A 22,443-nucleotide genomic window follows, 5' to 3' on the forward strand; every position below is an offset into this window, starting at 1 on the left:
AATTTTTATGCCGGATAAGGCGCAGCCGCCATCCGGCAATCGTCTTACTGATACACCGGCAACACATCAAAGCTCGACAGCACATGTACCAGCGCGTTTCCGACACCAAAGATCAGAATCAGCGCAATCATCGGCTTGCCGCCCCAGACGCGGAATTTTGGGCTGCCGAAGCGTTTACGTGATTTGCGGGCCAGCAGCGCCGGAACGATCGCCGCCCAGATGGTGGCCGCTAAACCGGCATAGCCGATAGCATACAGGAACCCGTTCGGCCACAGCAGGCCACCGACAATCGGCGGCAGGAAGGTCAGCAACGCGGTTTTGAGACGACCCAACGCGGAATCGTCAAAGCCAAACAGATCCGCCAGATAGTCAAACAGCCCCAGCGTCACCCCGAGGAACGAACTCGCCACGGCAAAGTTCGAGAACACTACCAGCAGCAGATCCAGACTGCGGCTGTTCAGCACGCCACTCAGCGCCTGCACCAGCACATCGATGTTGCCGCCCTTCTGCGCAATGCCAATAAATTCCGGACGCGGGATGTTACCCATCGTCCCCAGCAGCCAAATCACATAAAGCCCCAGCGCCAGCAGCGTGCCGTAAACCAGGCAGCGAATGATGGTGCGAGGATCTTTGCCGTAATACTTCATCAGGCTCGGGACGTTACCGTGGTAGCCAAATGACGCCAGGCAGAATGGCAAGGTCATGAGCAGGTACGGCGAGTACGACGCGTGGCTTTCGGCAACGTTAAACAGCGTAGCGGGCGTGACATGACCCAGCAGGCTGCCGAAGGTCAGGAAGAAAGTGATAACTTTTGCCCCGAGAACGATGGCGGTCATGCGGCTCACCGCTTTGGTGCTCATCCAGACGATAAACGCCACGGCCAGCGCGAAGATCAGACCCGCCACACGCGCCGGGACATTCAGCGACATTTCAGAAAACGTGTGGTGCAGTATCGAACCGCTCGCCGAAATGTAGGCATAGGTCAGGATATACAGCACGAAAGCAATCGAGATGCCGTTTACCAGGTTCCAGCCTTTCCCCAGCAGGTCTTTAGTGATGGTGTCGAAGCTCGACCCGATGCGGTAGTTCAGGTTCGCCTCAAGGATCATCAGCCCGGAATGCAGCATGCAGAACCAGGTAAACACCAGCGCTGCCAGCGACCAGAAGAACCACGCGCCGGACATAACCACCGGCAGGGAAAACATCCCTGCACCGATTATCGTCCCGCCGATAATCACCACGCCGCCGAGCAGCGAAGGTGAAGTTTGTGTGGTGGTTAGTGTCGCCATACAGCCGTTTCTCCAGTTAAACATTTTGCTACTGCATTTTAATGTGTCGCACTGTACCAGTACGATAGTACAAATGGAATAAAAAAAACCCCGATAAAAAATATCGGGGCTGTAATGATTACTTTACGCTATCAGGCGCGGCAATTACGCGTCACGACGACGGGCAGTGCCTTCATCGCGACGTGGGCCGCGGTTTTCGCGACGCTCACCGCTGAAGCGACCTGCACCGGCTGGTGCTGCGCCATCACGACGAGGACCACGACCGCCTTCACGACGCTCACCGCCACCGAAACGACGCTCGCCCGCTGGACGATCACCTTCGCGGCGAGGACCACGATCAGGACGCGGCTGGGCATCGCCCATCAGCTGCATGTTCATCGGTTTGTTCAGGATGCGGGTGCGAGTAAAGTGCTGCAGAACTTCGCCCGGCATGCCTTTTGGCAGTTCGATCGTAGAGTGCGTACCGAACAGCTTGATGTTACCGATGTAACGGCTGCTGATGTCGCCTTCGTTCGCGATAGCGCCAACGATATGACGAACTTCAACACCATCATCACGGCCAACTTCAATGCGGTACAGTTCCATATCGCCTGCGTCACGACGCTCACGACGTGGACGGTCTTCACCGCTACGCTCTGGACGGTCGCCACGTGGACCACGGTCATTACGATCGTTACCGCGACGCTCGAAACGCTCATCGCGCTCACGGAATTCACGCTTAGGACGCATCGGTGCATCAGGTGGCACGATCAGAGCACGTTCGCCCTGCGCCATTTTCAGCAGCGCTGCAGCCAGAGTTTCGATGTCCAGCTCTTCGCCTTCCACAGTCGGCTGGATTTGCGCCAGCAGAGCACGGTACTGATCCAGATCGCTGCTTTCCAGCTGCTGCTGTACTTTCGCGGCGAATTTTTCCAGGCGGCGTTTGCCCAGCAGGTCTGCGTTTGGCAGTTCTGCTTCTGGAATGGTCAGCTTCATGGTGCGTTCGATGTTACGCAGCAGACGACGCTCGCGGTTCTCAACGAACAGCAGAGCACGGCCAGCACGACCCGCACGACCGGTACGACCGATACGGTGAACGTAAGACTCGGAATCCATAGGGATGTCGTAGTTCACAACCAGGCTGATACGTTCAACGTCCAGACCACGTGCTGCCACGTCGGTTGCAATCAGGATATCCAGACGACCGTCTTTCAGACGCTCCAGAGTCTGCTCACGCAGGGACTGGTTCATGTCGCCGTTCAGCGCTGCGCTGTTATAGCCGCTACGTTCCAGGGCTTCAGCCACTTCCAGGGTCGCGTTTTTGGTACGAACGAAGATAATCGCCGCATCAAAATCTTCTGCTTCCAGGAAACGCACCAGCGCTTCGTTTTTACGCATACCGTATACAGACCAGTAGCTCTGGCTGATGTCCGGGCGAGTGGTTACGCTGGATTGGATACGCACTTCCTGCGGATCTTTCATGAAGCGACGAGTAATACGACGGATCGCTTCTGGCATCGTTGCAGAGAACAGAGCGGTCTGATGACCTTCTGGGATCTGCGCCATAATGGTTTCTACGTCTTCGATGAAGCCCATGCGCAGCATTTCGTCAGCTTCATCCAGTACCAGACCACTCAGTTTAGAGAGATCCAGAGTACCGCGTTTCAGGTGATCCAGCAGACGGCCAGGTGTACCGACAACAATCTGTGGACCCTGACGCAGGGCGCGTAACTGCACGTCATAACGCTGGCCGCCGTAAAGGGCTACCACGTTCACGCCGCGCATGTGTTTAGAGAATTCAGTCATCGCTTCCGCTACCTGAACAGCCAGTTCACGGGTCGGAGCGAGTACGAGGATCTGCGGTGCACGCAGTTCCGGATCAATGTTGTGCAGCAGTGGCAGCGAGAACGCTGCGGTTTTACCGCTACCAGTCTGGGCCATGCCCAGCACGTCACGACCAGAGAGCAGATGCGGGATGCATTCAGCCTGGATCGGAGATGGTTTTTCGTAACCCAGATCGTTAAGGGCTTCAAGGATAGTGGCCTTCAGGCCCAGATCTGCAAAAGTGGTTTCGAATTCAGCCATGTAGTACAAGTGCCTCGATATTAATGGCGGCCAGTCTACATAACTCGTCGTGAAAATGATTAGCAATTTTCATTGAAAAGTGTGAACCGGCTCAAAGTAGGTGTATTGACGAACAACAACGCCCTCACCAGTTAAGGTGATGGCAATCAAAAAATGATTACGGGCTGATGTGGTGACGTCAGCTATTGCTGGTCCGATTCTGCCAGGTCGTCTTGCTCCTGGCCCAAGAGCGATAATTCCAACAATGCATAACGGTGCTCAACGAAGTTGTGGACGTTGTTAGCAACCGCTAATTTGAACAGTGCCGTAGCGCTGTCCATATCCCCCAGACTTAGGTAGTACTTACCTAAATAGAAGTTGGTTTCACTGAGATGCTCAGCGAGCGAGGTGTTATCCGTTGCGTCCGCCTTGAGCCTATCCATCAGCGTTGCTTCGCTAATGTTGCCCAGGTAGAACTCGACAATGTTCCATCCCCATTGTTCCTTGTCCGATTTCTCGAAGCGTTGTTTTAACGCCTCTTTCGCCTGCTTCTCATTGAGCTTCTGCTCAACGATGTAAAGCCACAGGACGCGGAAAGGATCATTAGGATCGTCTTGATAAAACGCCAGCAGATCATCTTGCGCTAACTTGTCACGACCGCCGTAATACAATGCGATACCGCGATTCAAGTGCGCGTAGTTGTAAGTTGGATCAAGCTCAAGTACAGAATCAAACGCTTCATAGGCAGCATCAAAATTGCCTGCCTGCGTTAAATATATACCTAAGTAATTGAATACTTCAGGCATATCAGGTCGGATTGCCAGCGCTTGTGAAAAATCATTGCGCGCTAGTGCCCTCAGACCGAGACTATCATACAACACTCCGCGCTCATATAAAAGCTGTGCGCGTTCATCATCGGTTAAAGCCCGACTGGCAAGAATTTGTTCCATGCGTGCCAGAATCACTTCCTGCTGCAAAGTCGGTTGCAATGGCACTGCGAGGACTTCGCTCTTACGCCAGGCAGAGTTGCTGCATCCTGCCAGCGTTAAAGCTGTCGCAACGAAACACCAGCGCAAAAAAGGCTTCATTTCCCACTCCCGAAGACAACTATTGGATGAACGTCCTGTCCCCCGGCTGCTAACAAGGCGTCCTGCCTGATAATACGCCCCCCGCCGAAGCGGAGGGCAAATGCAACCTTACTCGCCTTGTTCTGCGGCCGGGGCTTCCGGCGCGGCAGCAGGCTGAGACTGCTCGGTCGCTTCTTTAATGCTCAGACGGATACGGCCCTGGCGGTCAACTTCCAGAACTTTAACCGGGACTTCCTGGTTCATCTGCAGGTAGTCGGTCACTTTCTCAACGCGCTTGTCAGCGATCTGAGAGATGTGTACCAGACCTTCTTTACCGCCACCGATGGCAACGAACGCGCCAAAGTCAACGATACGGGTCACTTTACCATTGTAGATGCGACCCACTTCGATTTCTGCAGTGATCTCTTCGATACGACGAATCGCGAATTTCGCTTTTTCGCCGTCGGTCGCTGCGATCTTCACAGTACCGTCATCTTCGATTTCGATAGTGGTGCCGGTCTCTTCAGTCAGAGCACGGATAACAGAACCACCTTTACCGATCACGTCTTTGATCTTGTCTGGGCTGATCTTAATGGTGTGGATACGCGGTGCGAACTGAGAAATGTCGCCGCGTGGCGCGTTGATCGCCTGCTCCATCACGCCCAGGATGTGCAGACGCGCACCTTTAGCCTGGTTCAGTGCAACCTGCATGATCTCTTTGGTGATACCTTCAATTTTGATATCCATCTGCAGTGCAGAGATACCTTCGCGGGAACCCGCTACTTTGAAGTCCATATCGCCCAGGTGATCTTCGTCGCCCAGAATGTCAGACAGAACAACAAAGTTGTCGCCTTCTTTCACCAGGCCCATTGCGATACCCGCAACAGCAGCTTTGATTGGCACGCCTGCATCCATCAGAGCCAGGGAAGCGCCACACACGGAAGCCATGGAAGAAGAACCGTTAGATTCGGTGATTTCAGAAACCACACGAACGGTGTACGGGAATTTGTCAGCTTCCGGCATAACTGCCAGCACGCCGCGCTTCGCCAGACGACCGTGACCAATTTCACGACGCTTAGGCGAGCCAACCATACCGGTTTCACCTACGGAGTACGGAGGGAAGTTATAGTGGAACAGGAAGCTGTCAGTGCGCTCGCCCATCAGTTCGTCGATGTTCTGTGCGTCGCGTGCAGTACCCAGAGTCGCGGTTACCAGCGCCTGAGTTTCGCCACGGGTGAACAGTGCGGAACCGTGAGTACGTGGCAGAACGCCAGTACGCACATCCAGACCACGGATCATGTCTTTTTCGCGGCCATCGATACGCGGTTCGCCTGCCAGAACGCGGCTACGTACAGCATTTTTCTCGATAGCGTGCAGGATTTCGCTCAGCTCGTTCGCGTCCAGGGATTCATCTTCTGCAACCAGCGTAGCGATGGTTTCAGATTTGATGACATCAATCTGCGCGTAACGCTCTTGTTTGTCAGTGATGCGGTATGCATCGCTCAGACGCGCTTCTGCCAGGGCTGCAACGCGCGCGTTCAGCGCTTCGTTAACGGCTTCTGGCTGCCAGTCCCAACGTGGTTTACCGGCTTCTTTCACCAGATCGTTGATGTTCTGGATAACAATCTGCTGCTGCTCGTGGCCAAATACCACGGCGCCCAGCATCTGGTCTTCGCTCAGCAGTTCTGCTTCGGATTCAACCATCAGTACGGCCGCTTCGGTACCGGCAACAACCAGATCCAGCTTACTTTCTTTCAGCTCATCCTGAGTCGGGTTCAGTACGTACTGGTCGTTGATATAACCAACGCGAGCAGAACCGATAGGACCGTTGAATGGAATGCCTGACAGGGACAGTGCAGCGGATGCACCGATCATCGCCACGATGTCCGGGTTAACCTGTGGGTTAACGGAAACAACGGTCGCGATAACCTGAACTTCGTTTACGAAGCCTTCCGGGAACAGCGGACGAACCGGGCGGTCAATCAGACGCGCAATCAGGGTTTCGCCTTCGCTTGGACGGCCTTCACGACGGAAGAAACCACCCGGGATTTTACCAGCAGCGTAAGTACGCTCCTGATAGTTCACGGTCAGAGGGAAGAAGTCCTGACCTGGTTTTGCTTTTTTCTGGCCTACAACGGTCACGAATACAGCGGTGTCATCCATGCTTACCATAACGGCAGCAGTAGCCTGACGCGCCATCATGCCGGTTTCCAGCGTGACGGTATGCTGACCATACTGGAATTTACGAACGATCGGATTCAGCAAAATTCTGTCCTTTCTTAATGAATGACAGCACACCTTCGGTGTGCTGTCGATTTAACCCGACCTTCTTCGCATCCTCGCGACTAATGACAACCGACACCCCCATGGGTGAAGCCTCTCATTAGCCGCGCGAACCTCTGCAATGAAGATCATTTATAGCAACAATACAATAGTTTCCAGTGAATTGCTGCCGTCTGGTTGAAAAAAGGGGCCATTAGGCCCCTTTTTCTGAAACTCGCAAGACTTAGCGACGCAGACCCAGACGCTCGATCAGCGCGGTGTAGCGTGCAACATCTTTACGTTTCAGGTAGTCGAGCAGTTTACGACGCTGAGAAACCATACGCAGCAGACCACGACGGCTGTGGTGATCTTTTTTGTGCTCTGCAAAGTGACCCTGCAGGTGGTTAATCTGTGCAGTCAGCAGGGCAACCTGAACTTCGGTAGAACCGCTGTCGTTAGTACCACGACCGAACTCGGAAACGATTTTAGCTTTAGCTTCAACGCTTAGAGACATGATGAACTCCAAAAAATAAAGAATGAAAGGGTGCCGATCTCTAATTCAGCAACCCCAGTTTACGCCGCGCAGATTGTTAAACAATTTGCCCGACGTTAAGCGGCGATATTCTACCCGTCTCCCCTGCTTATCGCAAGGCAAGTAAATCGCTTAGAGGGGATATTCAACAACCAGGCGACGCGGTGCTACGCGGCCTTCGTCGTCGATTTCACCCATTCCGATAAACTTGTTTTCTTCGCCTTCGGTAACGCGGACCAGCCCAGTATGCGGGGTATCTGTCGTGCGAACCGGATTGCCGTTTTTAAAGTAAACGGATGAAGTCAGGGGCAAATTCACAATCGGGAAATCAGCAGCCGGACTGTCCATCGGCATCAGCAGCGGGTCAAGCAAATCGGCCGGGGAGATCCCCTGCTCTTCTGCCTGATCGACCAGCGCACGAAGATGCTCAAGCGTCACCATACGTTCAACCGGATATTTACTGACCGCAAGACGACGCAGGTAAATCACATGCGCGCCGCAGCCCAGTTTTTCACCCAGATCGTCAATGATGGTGCGAATGTACGTGCCTTTCGAGCAGTGAACTTCCAGCTCCAGCTCGTCACCTTCGTGGCGAATGAACAGCAGTTCGTAGACGGTGATCGGGCGCGCTTCACGCGGGACTTCAATCCCCTGGCGGGCATATTCGTAGAGCTTTTTGCCCTGATACTTCAGTGCCGAATACATGGACGGCACCTGCAGGGTATCGCCACGGAAGCTTTCCAGCGCGGCCTGAAGCTGCTCGGCACTGAAGGTAACCGGACGCTCTTCGACAACCTGACCGTCTGCGTCGGAGGTGTCCGTACGCTGACCAAGCTTCGCGATCACGCGATAGCGCTTATCGGAATCGAGCAGGTACTGGGAAAACTTGGTTGCTTCGCCCAGACAGACCGGCAGCATGCCTGTCGCCAATGGGTCCAGCGCACCGGTATGCCCGGCGCGGTTAGCGTTATAAAGACGCTTCACTTTTTGCAGCACGTCATTGCTGGATGCACCCTGAGGTTTATCCAGCAGCAGCACGCCGTGCACGTCGCGACCGCGACGACGAGGACGACTCATCAGTCCTCCTTGCTGTCGTCCGGGTTCACACGACGCTCATCGTCATGTTTAACCACGCTGGTCACCAGGTTGGACATCCGCATACCTTCTACCAGCGAGTTATCGTAGAAGAAAGTCAGCTCCGGCACGATACGCAGACGCATCGCTTTACCGAGCAGAGAGCGGATAAAACCAGAGGCTTCCTGCAATGCTTTAATGCCGTTCTTAACAGCGGCTTCGTCTTTGTCGTTCAGGAACGTGACGAACACTTTGGCATAGGCCAGATCACGGGACATCTCAACGCCCGAAACAGTGGTCATCATACCCACGCGTGGGTCTTTGATTTCGCGTTGCAGGATGAGTGCGATCTCTTTCTGCATCTCCTGAGCCACGCGCTGTGGGCGACCAAATTCTTTCGCCATAATAAATTCTCCAGACAAAAAAGGGGCCATAAGCCCCTTTTGATATTTCATGCCGGGTGGCGCTTCGCTTACCCGGCTTACAATTTTCTTAATCCTTTCGGGGATTAAGCAATGCTACGCTGGATTTCGATGATTTCGAACACTTCGATCATATCGCCAACGCGAACATCGTTGTAGTTCTTAACGCCGATACCACATTCCATGCCGTTACGGACTTCGTTAACGTCATCTTTGAAGCGGCGCAGGGATTCCAGCTCGCCTTCGTAGATAACCACGTTGTCACGCAGAACGCGGATTGGGTTATGACGTTTGATGGTACCTTCGGTAACCATACAACCCGCGATCGCACCAAATTTCGGTGATTTGAACACGTCACGAACTTCAGCCAGACCGATGATCTGCTGTTTCAGTTCTGGAGACAGCATGCCGCTCATCGCTGCTTTCACTTCGTCGATCAGATGGTAGATGACGGAGTAGTAGCGCAGATCCAGGCTTTCTGAATCGATAACTTTACGCGCAGACGCATCAGCACGAACGTTGAAGCCAACCAGAATCGCGTTGGACGCCGCAGCCAGGGTTGCGTCGGTTTCGGTGATACCACCGACACCAGAACCGATGATCTTCACTTTCACTTCGTCGGTAGACAGTTTCAGTAAAGAGTCGGAGATCGCTTCCACAGAACCCTGAACGTCCGCTTTCAGTACGACGTTCACTTCGTGAACTTCGCCTTCAGTCATGTTAGCGAACATGTTCTCGAGTTTAGATTTCTGCTGACGAGCCAGTTTAACTTCACGGAATTTGCCCTGACGATACAGTGCAACTTCACGCGCTTTCTTCTCGTCACGAACAACGGTCACTTCATCACCGGCAGCCGGAACACCGGACAGACCCAGGATTTCCACAGGAATGGATGGACCTGCTTCCAGAACTTCCTGACCCAGTTCGTTACGCATCGCACGAACACGACCGTATTCGAAGCCACACAGTACGATGTCGCCTTTGTTCAGCGTACCTTCACGGACCAGAACCGTTGCAACCGGACCACGACCTTTATCCAGGAAGGATTCGATAACAGCACCGCTTGCCATGCCTTTACGAACGGCTTTCAGCTCCAGAACTTCAGCCTGCAGCAGGATTGCGTTCAGCAGGTCATCAATACCGGTACCCGCTTTTGCAGATACTGGGATGAACTGAGACTCACCGCCCCACTCTTCCGGCATAACGCCGTACTGGGACAGTTCGTTTTTAACGCGATCCATGTCAGCTTCTGGCTTATCGATCTTGTTCACAGCAACAACCACTGGCACCTGCGCCGCTTTCGCGTGCTGGATTGCTTCGATTGTCTGTGGCATCACGCCATCGTCTGCTGCTACAACCAGAACAACGATATCCGTTGCCTGTGCACCACGAGCACGCATAGAGGTAAACGCGGCGTGACCTGGGGTATCCAGGAAGGTGATCATACCGTTGTCAGTTTCAACGTGGTAAGCACCGATGTGCTGGGTAATGCCGCCCGCTTCGCCAGAGGCCACTTTCGTTGAACGAATGTAGTCCAGCAGAGAGGTTTTACCGTGGTCAACGTGACCCATGATGGTCACAACGGGTGCGCGGGATTCTGCCGCAGCGCCGGTGTCACGGTCGCTCATTACCGCTTCTTCCAGCTCGTTTTCACGACGCAGGATAACTTTGTGGCCCATCTCTTCAGCAACCAGCTGCGCGGTTTCCTGATCGATAACCTGGTTAATGGTTGCCATTGCACCCAGTTTCATCATCGCTTTGATGACCTGAGAGCCTTTAACAGCCATTTTGTTTGCCAGGTCGCCCACGGTGATGGTTTCGCCAATCACAACGTCGCGGTTAACGGCCTGAGCAGGTTTTTGGAAGCCCTGCTGTAAAGAGGAACCTTTACGCTTGCCACCTTTACCACCGCGAACAGCGGCGCGCGCTTCTTCACGGTCAGCTTTGGATTCGGAGTGCTTGTTGCCTTTCTTCTGAGGACGAGCCGCTTTGGTCGTGCGAGTACGGCCACGGCCGCCTTCAACTTCACGATCGTTCTCATCTTCGGCCTGGCGAGCATGCTGAGAAGTCGTGACGTGATAATCGCTCTTATCCTCTTCACCTTTCTCTTTTTCTTGCTCAGCCCAAACACCGGCATTTTCTTCCGCCATACGACGTGCTTCTTCAGCCACGCGACGCGCATCTTCTTCGAGCTTGCGACGTGCTTCTTCTTCCGCTTTACGCTTCAGGTCGGCTGCTTCGGTTTCACGACGGGCTTTTTCTGCCTGGGCGGTTTTGGTCATTTCGTCAGTTTGTTGATTGCTCACTTTGTCTTTTTCCGCAGCTTCACGCTTTGCTTTATCACTGGCATCGCGTTTCGCTTTTTCAGCGGCCTCACGTTCAGCTTTTAATACTGCCTCACGCTTGGCTGTTTCTTCTGCCTCACGATGGGCTTGCTCTTCCGCTTCACGCTGCGCCTGCTCTTCCGCTGCAAGGCGCTCGGCCTCTTGCGGATCACGTTTTACAAAGGTGCGTGTCTTGCGGACTTCGATTTGTACCGATTTGCTTTTTCCACCGGTACCTGGAACATTTAACGTGCTGCGCGTTTTACGCTGCAACGTCAGTTTGTCAGGCGTTGAACCGTGTTCACGGTTCAGGTGCGCTAACAAAGTTTGTTTTTCTTGTGCAGTTACTGAGTCATCAGCAGCCTTTGGGATCCCTGCATCAGCAAATTGCTGTACCAGGCGGTCCACAGGGGTCTGAATCTCAGCAGCCAGCGATTTTACAGTTACATCAGTCATGCTGTTCCTTCCTGCTACAGTTTATTACGCTTCGTCGCCGAACCAGCAAATATTACGTGCGGCCATGATGAGTTCGCCGGCTTTCTCGTCGGTTAAACCTTCGATATCAGCCAGGTCATCAACGCCTTGCTCAGCGAGATCTTCCAGCGTACAAACACCACGGGCAGCCAGCTTGAACGCAATCGCACGATCAAGACCTTCCAAATTCAGCAGGTCATCAGCCGGCTTGTTATCACCAAGGCTTTCTTCCTGAGCCAGCGCCAGGGTGGTCAGTGCGTTTTTAGCGCGTTCACGCAGGGCTTCAACGGTTGCTTCATCCAGGCCGTCAATTTCCAGCAGTTCTTTAATTGGCACATAGGCCAGTTCTTCAAGCGAAGAGAAACCTTCTTCGACCAGGACAGTGGCGAAATCTTCGTCGATGTCCAGGTACTTCGTAAAGTTATCGATCGCTGCATGGGCTTCAGCCTGATGCTTAGCCTGCAGGTCATCAACCGTCATTACGTTCAGATCCCAGCCGCTCAGCTGAGACGCCAGACGCACGTTCTGACCGTTACGACCGATAGCCTGTGCCAGGTTACCTGCTTCAACGGCGATATCCATGGTGTGCTTGTCTTCGTCGACAACGATAGAAGACACGTCAGCCGGAGCCATAGCGTTAATCACGAATTGTGCCGGGTTGTCGTCCCAAAGCACGATATCAATGCGCTCGCCGCCCAGTTCAGTAGAAACAGCCTGGACACGTGCGCCACGCATACCAACGCAAGCACCGACCGGGTCGATACGCTTATCGTTGGTTTTTACCGCGATCTTAGCGCGAGAACCCGGATCGCGGGCCGCTGCTTTGATCTCGATAACTTCTTCACCGATTTCTGGCACCTCAATGCGGAATAGTTCGATCAGCATTTCTGGCTTAGAGCGAGTGACGAAGAGCTGCGCACCACGCGCTTCCGGACGCACTGCGTACAGAACGCCGCGGATACGGTCGCCTGGACGGAAGTTCTCACGCGGCAACATGTCTTCACGCAGGATCACGGCTTCAGCGTTGCTGCCCAGATCCAGAGAGATGTTGTCACGGTTCACTTTCTTCACCACACCGGTGATGATTTCACCTTCGTGTTCGCGGAACTGATCAACCACCATCGCGCGCTCAGCTTCACGTACTTTCTGTACGATAACCTGCTTAGCGGTCTGGGTGGTGATACGGTCGAAGGTGACAGATTCGATCTGATCTTCAACATATTCGCCAACGTTGAAGCTTTCGTCTTCATAACGAGCCGCTTCAAGCGTGATTTCTTTGGTTGGTTGGGTCACTTCTTCGACGATCACCCAACGGCGGAAGGTATCGAAGTCACCACTTTTACGATCGATTTCTACGCGAACATCGATCTCTTGTTCGTATTTTTTCTTGGTTGCTGTAGCCAGTGCACTTTCCAGCGCTTCGAAAATCTTCTCACGCGGCAGTGATTTCTCGTTAGAGACGGCTTCAACAACAGCCAAAATTTCTTTGTTCATCGCGGGCTTTTCACCTCAATCCAGACTGTTAAAAGTGGGGAACCAGGTTCGCCTTCTGGATATTACTCAGCGCGAACACTTCATCTTTGCCTTCGACTGTCACCGTGATCATCTCACCATCAACGGCCTTAATAATGCCCTGCCATTTACGGCGGTTTTGCACAGCCATACGCAGAACGACAGTCACTTCTTCACCGAGATACCGCGTGTAGTGCTCAGCGGTGAACATCGGACGGTGGAGACCAGGCGAGGAAACTTCCAGGTTATAGGCAACAGTAATAGGATCTTCAACGTCAAGAACTGCACTAACCTGGTGGCTGACATCAGCACAATCATCAACATTGATGCCATCTTCACTATCAATATAGATGCGCAGCGTGGATGTGCGGCTGCGAATAAATTCGATGCCGACCAGTTCGTAGCCCAGTGCTTCGACTGGTGCCTTAATCATCTCTGTTAATTTTTGCTCTAATGTGGACAAGCCCACCCCCAAGACATAAAAAAAGGGCCTAAAGCCCAGTTATTCTGTAGTCAGATAACAAAAAACCCCGATAAATCGGGGCTTTAGATAACTGAACCCTATAGCCGCAACTGCGGCCTGGAGCACTTTCTGAAAGAATTTTTTCAAATCCAGCTACGAAGGCTCTAAGTCTTCACAGTATATTTGAAAAAGAACTTTATAGGAAAGTGGTTGCGGGGGCCGGATTTGAACCGACGACCTTCGGGTTATGAGCCCGACGAGCTACCAGGCTGCTCCACCCCGCGCCTGAAACGTGGCAAATTTTACTCGTTTTGGGTAAAAAATGCAAATAATGCTGGGATTTGGTACCGAGGACGGGACGTAAAATCTGCATGCATTATATTGGTTAGAGCATTCCGCTGTCAACTCTGGTTTCCATGCGCTACGCTGAATAACGTTAAAGGCTTGTGTCTTTTTTCCTGTTTGCCTCGCAACAGGCAGCAGCACAGGATTTTTCACAAAAAATGCACGAATCTCTTCCGGTCATCGACAAAAGATGATTAAATGAAAACTCACTTATTTTGCATAAACATGCAATGAGAGCGAAAGCGGTCTCTAATCAGTCAATCAAGCAGGGTTTTATTTTATGACGACGATTCTCAAGCATCTTCCGGTAGGACAACGTATTGGCATCGCTTTTTCTGGCGGCCTGGATACCAGCGCTGCACTGCTGTGGATGCGCCAAAAGGGAGCGGTTCCTTATGCTTATACTGCGAACTTGGGTCAGCCGGATGAGGAAGATTATGATGCGATCCCTCGTCGTGCCATGGAATATGGCGCAGAGAACGCACGTCTGATTGACTGCCGTAAGCAGCTGGTTGCGGAAGGCATCGCTGCGATTCAGTGCGGCGCATTCCATAACACCACGGGCGGTCTGACCTATTTCAACACCACACCGCTGGGTCGTGCGGTGACGGGCACGATGCTGGTTGCCGCCATGAAAGACGATGGCGTGAACATCTGGGGCGATGGTAGCACCTATAAAGGCAACGACATTGAGCGTTTCTATCGCTATGGTCTGCTGACAAACGCCGAGCTGCAGATTTATAAACCGTGGCTGGATACCGACTTTATTGACGAGCTGGGCGGCCGCCATGAGATGTCCGAGTTCATGATCGCCTGCGGCTTCGACTACAAAATGTCAGTTGAGAAAGCCTACTCCACCGACTCCAATATGCTGGGTGCGACGCACGAAGCGAAAGACCTGGAATTTCTGAACTCCAGCGTGAAGATCGTTAACCCGATCATGGGCGTGAAGTTCTGGGACGAAAACGTCAAAATCCAGGCTGAAGAAGTAACGGTACGTTTTGAGCGTGGCCACCCGGTTGCCCTGAATGGTCAAACGTTCGCTGATGACGTCGAGCTGATGCTGGAAGCAAACCGCATCGGTGGTCGCCACGGCTTAGGCATGAGCGATCAGATTGAAAACCGTATTATCGAAGCTAAAAGCCGTGGCATCTATGAAGCCCCGGGGATGGCACTGCTGCATATCGCTTACGAGCGTCTGCTGACCGGTATTCACAACGAAGACACCATTGAGCAGTATCACTCCCACGGTCGTCAGTTGGGTAAACTGCTGTACCAGGGCCGCTGGTTTGATCCACAGGCACTGATGCTGCGTGATGCTCTGCAGCGTTGGGTTGCAAGCGCTATCACCGGTGAAGTGACTCTGGAACTGCGTCGTGGTAACGATTACTCCATCCTGAACACCGTGTCTGACAACCTGACCTATAAAGCAGAGCGTCTGACGATGGAGAAAGGTGATTCCGTGTTCTCCCCGGACGATCGTATCGGTCAGTTAACCATGCGTAACCTGGATATCACCGACACCCGTGAGAAGCTGTTCAACTACATCGAAACCGGTCTGCTCTCTGCCTCTTCCGGCAATGGCCTGCCGCAGGTTGAGAACCTGGAACACAGCGACAAGAAGTAATTCTTAATGAAGATATGCAAAAGGCGCCTTAGGGCGCCTTTTTTGTGGGTCTGATGTGCTTTTGTCGGGCGGGTAAACGCACTGCCAAAAGCTCGTTATGGCCAGTGGTACTGCGTTTACCGGGTCTGTGAAACAGAGACTCAAAAGATACAGACGAAAAAAAGACGTCTTTCGACGTCTTTTTTCTGGAATATTGGTACCGAGGATGGGACTCGAACCCACAAGCCCGTTAGGGCACTACCACCTCAAGGTAGCGTGTCTACCAATTCCACCACCTCGGTACTGAGTACTTAGTGCGGGATATCGCTGGTCGGCTTAGCCGGTTCAGCTGGCTGAGTTTGCTCAGTTTTAGACGGAGCACTTAGATTGTCCCACTCGCTTCCTTTTGTGGTCTTGTTGCTATTGATATTGCCAAGCGCCAGACTGATGATGAAGAACAGCGTAGCCAGAATAGCCGTTGTACGGGTCATGAAGTTCGCAGAACCACTTGAACCAAACAGCGTACCGGAAGCGCCTGCTCCGAAGGAGGCTCCCATATCAGCGCCTTTACCTTGCTGCAGCATGATCAGCGCTACAAGAGCGATGGCTACAATAAGGAAAACAACTAAAAGAGCTTCGTACATAATCAACCTGTTCCTTGCGGAGTTGCCGCATACCAATGCTTCGACCAATTTAGCAGGAATTGTGTTTCCCACTGAAGCGGGTGTGAATACTAACCAAAGCGAATGACCTTCGCAAGGGCAATTTCAGCGCATTGTATCAACTGCGGAAAAAAACAGCAAAAGCGCATCTACCGGGCAAAATAAAGGCGACAAGCGTCGCCTTTTTAAACACTTACTGTGCAAAGTTATGCAGCTTTCACCGCATCGGCGATTCGATGAGCAAACTCAGTGACCTGCTGCTCGTCTTCACCTTCAACCATCACGCGGATAAGCGGCTCAGTTCCGGATTTACGCAGCAGCACGCGGCCACGATTCCCGAGGGCAGCTTCGACTTCCGCCATCACCGTTTTCACGTTCTCATTTTCTAGCGGATCGCCTTTACCCGCGGTAAAGCGAACATTCACCAGAATCTGCGGGAACATTTTCATGCCGGTGCAGAGATCGTGCAGGCTCATATGGTTACGCACCATCGCGGCAACCACCTGCAGACTGGCGACGATACCGTCACCCGTAGTGGTTTTGTCGAGCAGGATCACGTGGCCGGAGTTTTCAGCCCCAATGCGCCAGCCTTTTTCCTGCAATTTTTCCAGCACATAGCGATCGCCCACTTTAGCACGCGCAAATGGAATACCCAGCTGCTTCAGCGCCAGCTCGAGACCCATGTTGCTCATCAGCGTACCTACCGCGCCACCGCGAAGCTGGCCTTGACGCAGTCCTTCACGGGCGATGATATAGAGGATCTGATCGCCATCGACCTTATTGCCTTCGTGATCCACCATGATGACGCGGTCGCCATCACCGTCGAACGCAATCCCCAGGTCGGCTTTTTCAGCCAGAACGCGGGCCTGCAGCGCGCGCACGTCAGTGGCGCCCACTTCTTCGTTGATGTTGACGCCGTCTGGCTCACAGCCGATAGCAATCACTTTAGCGCCGAGTTCACGGAACACGTTTGGAGCAATATGGTAGGTCGCGCCATTGGCACAATCGACCACAATTTTGAGGTGGCTCAGGCTCAGTTCGTTCGGGAAGGTGCCTTTACAGAATTCGATGTAACGGCCCGCAGCATCCACAATACGGCTGGCTTTGCCCAGCTCAGAGGAGTCAACGCAGGTCAGCTCTTTTTCCATTTCTGCTTCGATGGCTTCTTCGACTTCATCCGGCAGTTTGGTACCATCGATGGAGAAGAATTTGATGCCGTTGTCGTAGAACGGGTTATGGGAGGCTGAAATCACAATACCGGCTTCAGCGCGGAAGGTGCGCGTCAGGTAAGCCACCGCAGGGGTTGGCATTGGACCGGTAAAGGAAGCGGAAAGCCCGGCGGCTGAAAGCCCCGCCTCTAATGCCGACTCCAGCATATAGCCAGAAATACGGGTGTCTTTACCGATGATGATCTTACGCGAGCCATGACGCGCCAATACCTTACCTGCCGCCCAACCCAACTTAAGCACAAATTCAGGAGTAATAGGTGCATCACCCACGCGCCCACGGATACCATCGGTGCCAAAATATTTACGATTACTCATAGCGTTTGTTTTCCTTCGCTGACAATGTGGCTTCAACCACACGCATAGCTTCTACTGTCTCTTTGACGTCATGGACGCGAATAATGTGAGCACCTTGCATAGCCGCGATCACCGCGCACGCAAGGCTGCCGCTCAGACGTTCGCTCGGGCCAACATTCAGCAATTGCCCGACCATGGTTTTTCGCGACATCCCGACCAGCAACGGCAAGCCAAAATGGTGAAATTCCGATAAGCGTGCAAGCAGCTCATAGTTATGGGAGAGATTTTTACCGAAACCGAATCCCGGGTCGAGCAGCAATTTCTCTTTTGCGATACCGGCACGCTCACAGCGCGCGATTTGCTCAATAAAGTAGCGATTCACGTCCGCGAACACATCAGAATATTTTGGAGCTTCCTGCATCGTTTTTGGCTGGCCCTGCATGTGCATCAGGCAGACCGGCAAACCGGTTTCTGCGGCAGCCTCAAGAGCACCAGGCTCAGACAGAGAGCGAATATCATTAATGATGTGAGCACCCACTCTCGCCGATTCACGAATAACTTCCGGCTTAGAGGTGTCGACGGAGATCCAGACTTCAAAGCGCTGGGCGATAGCCTCAACCACCGGGATCACGCGTGATAACTCTTCTTCCACACTCACGTCCGCCGCACCGGGGCGCGTCGATTCGCCGCCGATATCAATAATCGTTGCGCCTGCATTGATCATCAGATTGGCATGCTTCACCGCGTCAATAAGCGTGTTATGCGTGCCGCCGTCGGAAAAGGAGTCAGGGGTAACGTTCAGGATGCCCATCACATGGGGATGTGAGAGATCGAGAGTCGTGTCCTGGGCGAAAAGTTTCATGGCTAAATCCCTGGTATTTTGAGTTATGCAGATAAGAAAAACCCCGGAGCAAGCTCCAGGGTTTCAGGTGAAGATAAATACATCTTCAGCGGTGACTTATTTGTCGCCTAACTGTTCTGACATGGTATTGCCCGGATTTGGCGTACGCGGTTCATCGACCGGACGCGGTGCACGCGGGGTGCCATTGTTGTCAGAATTATTGGAAGCGCCTGGATCTTCCCAGCCTGCTGGTGGACGCACTTCGCGGCGAGCCATCAGGTCGTCAATCTGCGGAGCATCAATGGTCTCATATTTCATGAGCGCATCTTTCATTGAGTGCAGAATGTCCAGGTTGTCATTCAGGATTTCACGTGCGCGGCCATAGTTACGTTCAACCAGTGCCTTCACTTCCTGATCGATGATACGCGCGGTTTCATCGGACATGTGTTTCGCTTTCGCTACAGAGCGGCCCAGGAACACTTCGCCTTCCTCTTCCGCGTACAGCAGCGGACCGAGTTTGTCGGAGAAGCCCCACTGAGTAACCATGTTACGTGCCAGGTTAGTCGCGACTTTGATGTCGTTAGACGCACCGGTAGAAACATGCTCCACACCGTAGATAATCTCTTCAGCCAGACGACCGCCGTACAGGGTCGAAATTTGGCTTTCCAGTTTCTGACGGCTGGCGCTAATCGCATCGCCTTCCGGCAGGAAGAAGGTCACACCCAGTGCGCGACCGCGCGGGATAATGGTCACTTTATGCACCGGATCGTGTTCCGGTACCAGACGACCAATAATCGCATGGCCCGCTTCGTGGTATGCCGTGGACTCTTTCTGCGCTTCAGTCATCACCATGGAGCGACGTTCCGCACCCATCATGATTTTGTCTTTCGCTTTCTCGAACTCCACCATCGACACGACGCGTTTGTTACCGCGAGCGGCAAACAGCGCTGCTTCGTTGACCAGGTTTGCCAGGTCAGCACCGGAGAAGCCCGGCGTACCACGTGCGATGATTGCCGCATCGATGTCCGGAGACAGCGGTACGCGACGCATGTGGACTTTAAGGATCTGTTCACGACCACGAACATCCGGCAGACCGACCACAACCTGACGGTCGAAACGGCCCGGACGCAGCAGCGCAGGGTCAAGTACGTCTGGACGGTTAGTCGCCGCGATAACGATGATACCTTCGTTACCTTCGAAGCCGTCCATCTCAACCAACATCTGGTTCAGAGTCTGTTCACGTTCATCATGACCGCCGCCCAGACCCGCGCCACGCTGGCGGCCTACGGCATCGATTTCATCGATGAAGATAATGCACGGTGCTGCCTTCTTAGCCTGCTCGAACATGTCACGCACACGAGATGCACCGACACCCACGAACATTTCAACGAAGTCAGAACCTGAAATGGTAAAGAACGGGACTTTCGCTTCACCCGCAATGGCTTTCGCCAGCAGGGTTTTACCGGTACCCGGAGGACCAACCATCAGAACGCCTTTCGGGATCTTACCGCCCAGTTTCTGGAAACGGCTCGGCTCACGCAGGTATTCAACCAGTTCCGCCACTTCTTCTTTTGCTTCGTCACAACCTGCGACGTCGGCAAACGTGGTCTTGATCTGATCTTCCGTAAGCATACGCGCTTTGCTCTTACCGAACGACATGGCGCCTTTGCCACCGCCGCCCTGCATTTGGCGCATGAAGAAGATCCAGACACCGATAAGCAGCAGCATCGGGAACCAGGAAATGAAGATAGAAGCCAGCAGGCTTGGCTCTTCAGGCGGCTCACCTACCACCTTGACGTTTTTAGTCAGAAGGTTATCAAGCAGCTTAGGATCGTTCACCGGGATGTAAGTCGTGTAACGGTTACTATCTTTCTTGGTAACGTTGATCTCACGTCCGTTGATACGCGCTTCGCGAACCTGGTCCTGATTGACCTCTTGCAGGAAGGTAGAATAATCCACCTTGCGGCCATTCGACTCGCTGGGCCCAAAGCTCTGGAACACTGACATCAGCACAACGGCAATGACCAGCCAGAGTATTAGGTTTTTCGCCATGTCACTCAAGGGATTAACCTCATATTACAACTGTGTTAAAAACAGCGTCAGGAGACTCTCTATCCAGTGTCTTTCGAACGTTCGTCCGAAGTCAGCCGGTTATCATTTCCGCCCGGTCGCTACAATATACACTTCACGTGAACGAGCACGGGAAGAGTCCGGCTTACGAACTTTCACCTTCGCAAACAGGGAGCGAATTTCCTTAAGATACTCCTCGAAACCTTCGCCCTGGAACACCTTCACTACAAAACTACCACCAGGCGCTAGAACATCACGACACATTTCTAACGCAAGTTCAACCAGATACATGGAACGGGGAATATCCACCGCCGGTGTTCCGCACATATTTGGCGCCATATCAGACATGACAACCTGAACTTTACTGTCACCTACACGTTCGAGTAATGCTTTCAGGACTAATTCATCACGAAAATCGCCCTGAAGGAAGTCAACACCGACAATCGGATCCATTGGTAAAAGATCGCATGCGATGATTCGCCCCTGGCCACCAATTTGTGTCACAGCGTACTGTGACCATCCGCCAGGTGCCGCACCGAGGTCAACAATCGTCATTCCCGGTTTAAAGAGTTTGTCACTTTGCTGTATTTCATCAAGTTTAAACCAGGCACGGGAACGTAACCCCTTTTTCTGTGCCTGAAGAACATATTTATCGCTAAAGTGTTCCTGGAGCCAGCGGCTGGAGCTGGCAGAACGCTTTTTACCTGTCATTTAACTTTCCGTCCTGGTTCATCGTAACCTGCCTTTGACGTAAATTTCTACGCAGCTATTTGGCGATATAAGGGAGATGGCGGTAGAATGAACCGTTTTCAATCCCAACGTAAGCAAAAATATACGATGAATCTGAGTACTAAACAAAAACAGCACCTTAAAGGTCTGGCACATCCACTCAAGCCTGTAGTCATGCTTGGCAACAATGGTTTGACCGAAGGGGTGCTTGCCGAGATCGAACAAGCGCTGGAGCACCACGAGCTGATTAAGGTGAAAATTGCCTCTGAAGACAGAGACACGAAAACCCTGATCGTGGAAGCTATCGTGCGCAATACCGGTGCCTGTAATGTACAGGTTATCGGTAAAACGCTGGTGCTCTACCGCCCGTCTAAAGAGCGTAAAATCTCGCTGCCACGCTAAGAATATCCTGAATCGAACACTTTTTCAGTGTAAAACGAGGGATTTCCAATAGCAGGTGAGCAAAATGCCATGCTCCGTGAGTTGATAAAAGGCCGCTATGCGGCCTTTTTCCTTTCTTTACAATGTATCAACAACTGCGGTGAGATGCGAATTACAGGTATTCGACCTTAATAATTTCGTACTCTACTTCGCCGCCTGGCGTGCGGATAACCACCACATCGTCCTGCTCTTTGCCAATCAGACCACGGGCAATCGGCGAGTTAACGGAGATGAGGTTCTGTTTAAAGTCTGCCTCGTCATCGCCCACAATGCGGTAAGCCTGCTCTTCGTCATTGTCCAGGTTCAGCACCGTCACGGTGGAACCAAAAATCACGCGGCCATTGTTCGGGATTTTGCTGATATCGATCACCTGTGCATTCGACAGTTTCGCTTCAATATCTTTGATACGGCCTTCACAAAAGCCTTGCTGTTCGCGCGCGGCGTGATACTCCGCGTTCTCTTTCAGGTCGCCATGCTCGCGCGCATCCGCGATTGCGGCGATGATTTCAGGACGGCGAACAGATTTCAGAAAATCCAGTTCTTCGCGCAGTTTTTCGGCACCACGTAAGGTCATCGGAATAGCTTGCATTTGTTATACCTCTTAAACATTCCTGTTGGGAGCGACTCACTCACTCCGACTTCCGGCCTCGCAGGCGTCAAAGCGTGTCACAGGTCGGGAGCAAAAGAAAACTGCCCGGAAGCAAAGTTCCAGGTCAGCAGCAATTTTTCAATTTGATGCGCATTTTACCGCGAAGTTCACTATG

General features: G+C 52.8%; 19 protein-coding genes and 2 tRNA genes. 2 read left to right on the top strand and 19 right to left on the bottom strand.

The window, feature by feature from the left end:
• Positions 1-44: 44 nt before the first annotated feature.
• From mtr to ABIE11_RS18610, 12 genes are all read right to left on the bottom strand, one after another.
• A complete protein-coding gene (gene mtr, locus ABIE11_RS18555; RefSeq protein ID WP_100778760.1) occupies positions 45-1,289 on the bottom strand; it encodes a tryptophan permease in 1,245 nt (414 codons plus the stop codon).
• A 144-nt stretch (positions 1,290-1,433) separates the two neighbouring features.
• Entirely contained in the window at positions 1,434-3,353 is a 1,920-nt protein-coding gene (locus ABIE11_RS18560) for a DEAD/DEAH family ATP-dependent RNA helicase (RefSeq protein WP_100778759.1), read from the bottom strand.
• The gene (yrbN, locus tag ABIE11_RS18565; protein ID WP_097919743.1) at positions 3,346-3,426 is read right to left on the bottom strand and encodes a protein YrbN; all 81 of its coding nucleotides are present in this window, start codon (positions 3,424-3,426) and stop codon (positions 3,346-3,348) included. Before yrbN ends, ABIE11_RS18560 begins: the two co-directional genes overlap by 8 nt.
• A gap of 109 nt (positions 3,427-3,535) precedes the next feature.
• Positions 3,536-4,420 carry a lipoprotein NlpI gene (gene nlpI, locus ABIE11_RS18570; protein WP_100778758.1) on the bottom strand — a complete coding sequence of 295 codons (885 nt, stop codon included), beginning with the start codon at positions 4,418-4,420 and terminating at the stop codon, positions 3,536-3,538.
• Positions 4,421-4,528: 108 nt separating this feature from the next.
• Entirely contained in the window at positions 4,529-6,664 is a 2,136-nt protein-coding gene (pnp, locus tag ABIE11_RS18575) for a polyribonucleotide nucleotidyltransferase (RefSeq protein WP_095283551.1), read from the bottom strand.
• A 241-nt stretch (positions 6,665-6,905) separates the two neighbouring features.
• A complete protein-coding gene (rpsO, locus tag ABIE11_RS18580) occupies positions 6,906-7,175 on the bottom strand; it encodes a 30S ribosomal protein S15 (RefSeq protein WP_003861789.1) in 270 nt (89 codons plus the stop codon).
• A 150-nt stretch (positions 7,176-7,325) separates the two neighbouring features.
• Positions 7,326-8,270 carry a tRNA pseudouridine(55) synthase TruB gene (gene truB / locus ABIE11_RS18585; RefSeq protein WP_248859223.1) on the bottom strand — a complete coding sequence of 315 codons (945 nt, stop codon included), beginning with the start codon at positions 8,268-8,270 and terminating at the stop codon, positions 7,326-7,328.
• Positions 8,270-8,671, bottom strand: a complete 402-nt coding sequence (gene rbfA / locus ABIE11_RS18590; protein WP_100778756.1) for a 30S ribosome-binding factor RbfA — start codon at positions 8,669-8,671, stop codon at positions 8,270-8,272. The genes truB and rbfA overlap by 1 nt, the downstream gene beginning before the upstream one ends.
• Before the next feature lie 104 nt (positions 8,672-8,775).
• Positions 8,776-11,469: a translation initiation factor IF-2 gene (infB, locus tag ABIE11_RS18595; protein WP_100778755.1), complete on the bottom strand. Its 2,694-nt coding sequence runs from the start codon at positions 11,467-11,469 to the stop codon at positions 8,776-8,778.
• A 24-nt stretch (positions 11,470-11,493) separates the two neighbouring features.
• Complete coding sequence (gene nusA / locus ABIE11_RS18600; protein ID WP_100778754.1) at positions 11,494-12,981, bottom strand: transcription termination factor NusA; 1,488 nt, start codon at positions 12,979-12,981, stop codon at positions 11,494-11,496.
• A 28-nt stretch (positions 12,982-13,009) separates the two neighbouring features.
• On the bottom strand, positions 13,010-13,462 hold the full coding sequence (gene rimP / locus ABIE11_RS18605; protein WP_142503648.1) for a ribosome maturation factor RimP: 453 nt from the start codon (positions 13,460-13,462) through the stop codon (positions 13,010-13,012).
• Between the two features lie 207 nt (positions 13,463-13,669).
• Positions 13,670-13,746, bottom strand: a tRNA-Met gene (locus tag ABIE11_RS18610).
• 341 nt (positions 13,747-14,087) lie between these two features.
• Between ABIE11_RS18610 and argG the strand changes: the two genes are divergently transcribed.
• Positions 14,088-15,434: an argininosuccinate synthase gene (argG, locus tag ABIE11_RS18615; protein WP_100778752.1), complete on the top strand. Its 1,347-nt coding sequence runs from the start codon at positions 14,088-14,090 to the stop codon at positions 15,432-15,434.
• A gap of 194 nt (positions 15,435-15,628) precedes the next feature.
• Here argG and ABIE11_RS18620 read toward each other — a convergent pair.
• The 6 genes from ABIE11_RS18620 to rlmE all read right to left on the bottom strand — a co-directional run bounded on the left by ABIE11_RS18620 (position 15,629) and on the right by rlmE (position 21,220).
• Positions 15,629-15,715: transfer RNA gene (locus ABIE11_RS18620), tRNA-Leu, on the bottom strand.
• A 9-nt stretch (positions 15,716-15,724) separates the two neighbouring features.
• On the bottom strand, positions 15,725-16,057 hold the full coding sequence (gene secG / locus ABIE11_RS18625) for a preprotein translocase subunit SecG (RefSeq protein ID WP_100778751.1): 333 nt from the start codon (positions 16,055-16,057) through the stop codon (positions 15,725-15,727).
• 224 nt (positions 16,058-16,281) lie between these two features.
• Positions 16,282-17,619: a phosphoglucosamine mutase gene (glmM, locus tag ABIE11_RS18630; protein ID WP_100778750.1), complete on the bottom strand. Its 1,338-nt coding sequence runs from the start codon at positions 17,617-17,619 to the stop codon at positions 16,282-16,284.
• Positions 17,612-18,460, bottom strand: coding sequence for a dihydropteroate synthase (gene folP, locus ABIE11_RS18635; RefSeq protein WP_100778749.1), 849 nt, complete (start codon positions 18,458-18,460; stop codon positions 17,612-17,614). Before folP ends, glmM begins: the two co-directional genes overlap by 8 nt.
• 96 nt (positions 18,461-18,556) lie before the next feature.
• Positions 18,557-20,491 (bottom strand): ATP-dependent zinc metalloprotease FtsH, encoded by a 1,935-nt coding sequence (gene ftsH / locus ABIE11_RS18640; protein WP_100778748.1) that lies wholly within the window; start codon positions 20,489-20,491, stop codon positions 18,557-18,559.
• 102 nt (positions 20,492-20,593) lie between these two features.
• Positions 20,594-21,220: a 23S rRNA (uridine(2552)-2'-O)-methyltransferase RlmE gene (rlmE, locus tag ABIE11_RS18645; RefSeq protein ID WP_100778747.1), complete on the bottom strand. Its 627-nt coding sequence runs from the start codon at positions 21,218-21,220 to the stop codon at positions 20,594-20,596.
• A gap of 126 nt (positions 21,221-21,346) precedes the next feature.
• On the opposite strand from rlmE, the gene yhbY reads away from it, so the two are divergent.
• On the top strand, positions 21,347-21,640 hold the full coding sequence (yhbY, locus tag ABIE11_RS18650; RefSeq protein ID WP_095283563.1) for a ribosome assembly RNA-binding protein YhbY: 294 nt from the start codon (positions 21,347-21,349) through the stop codon (positions 21,638-21,640).
• 151 nt (positions 21,641-21,791) lie between these two features.
• On the opposite strand, the gene greA is transcribed toward yhbY, so the two are convergent.
• Entirely contained in the window at positions 21,792-22,268 is a 477-nt protein-coding gene (greA, locus tag ABIE11_RS18655) for a transcription elongation factor GreA (protein WP_100778746.1), read from the bottom strand.
• Positions 22,269-22,443 lie beyond the last annotated feature (175 nt).

Origin of the sequence: Lelliottia sp. 489, from assembly GCF_050435885.1 — a bacterium.
GTDB lineage: Bacteria > Pseudomonadota > Gammaproteobacteria > Enterobacterales > Enterobacteriaceae > Enterobacter > Enterobacter nimipressuralis.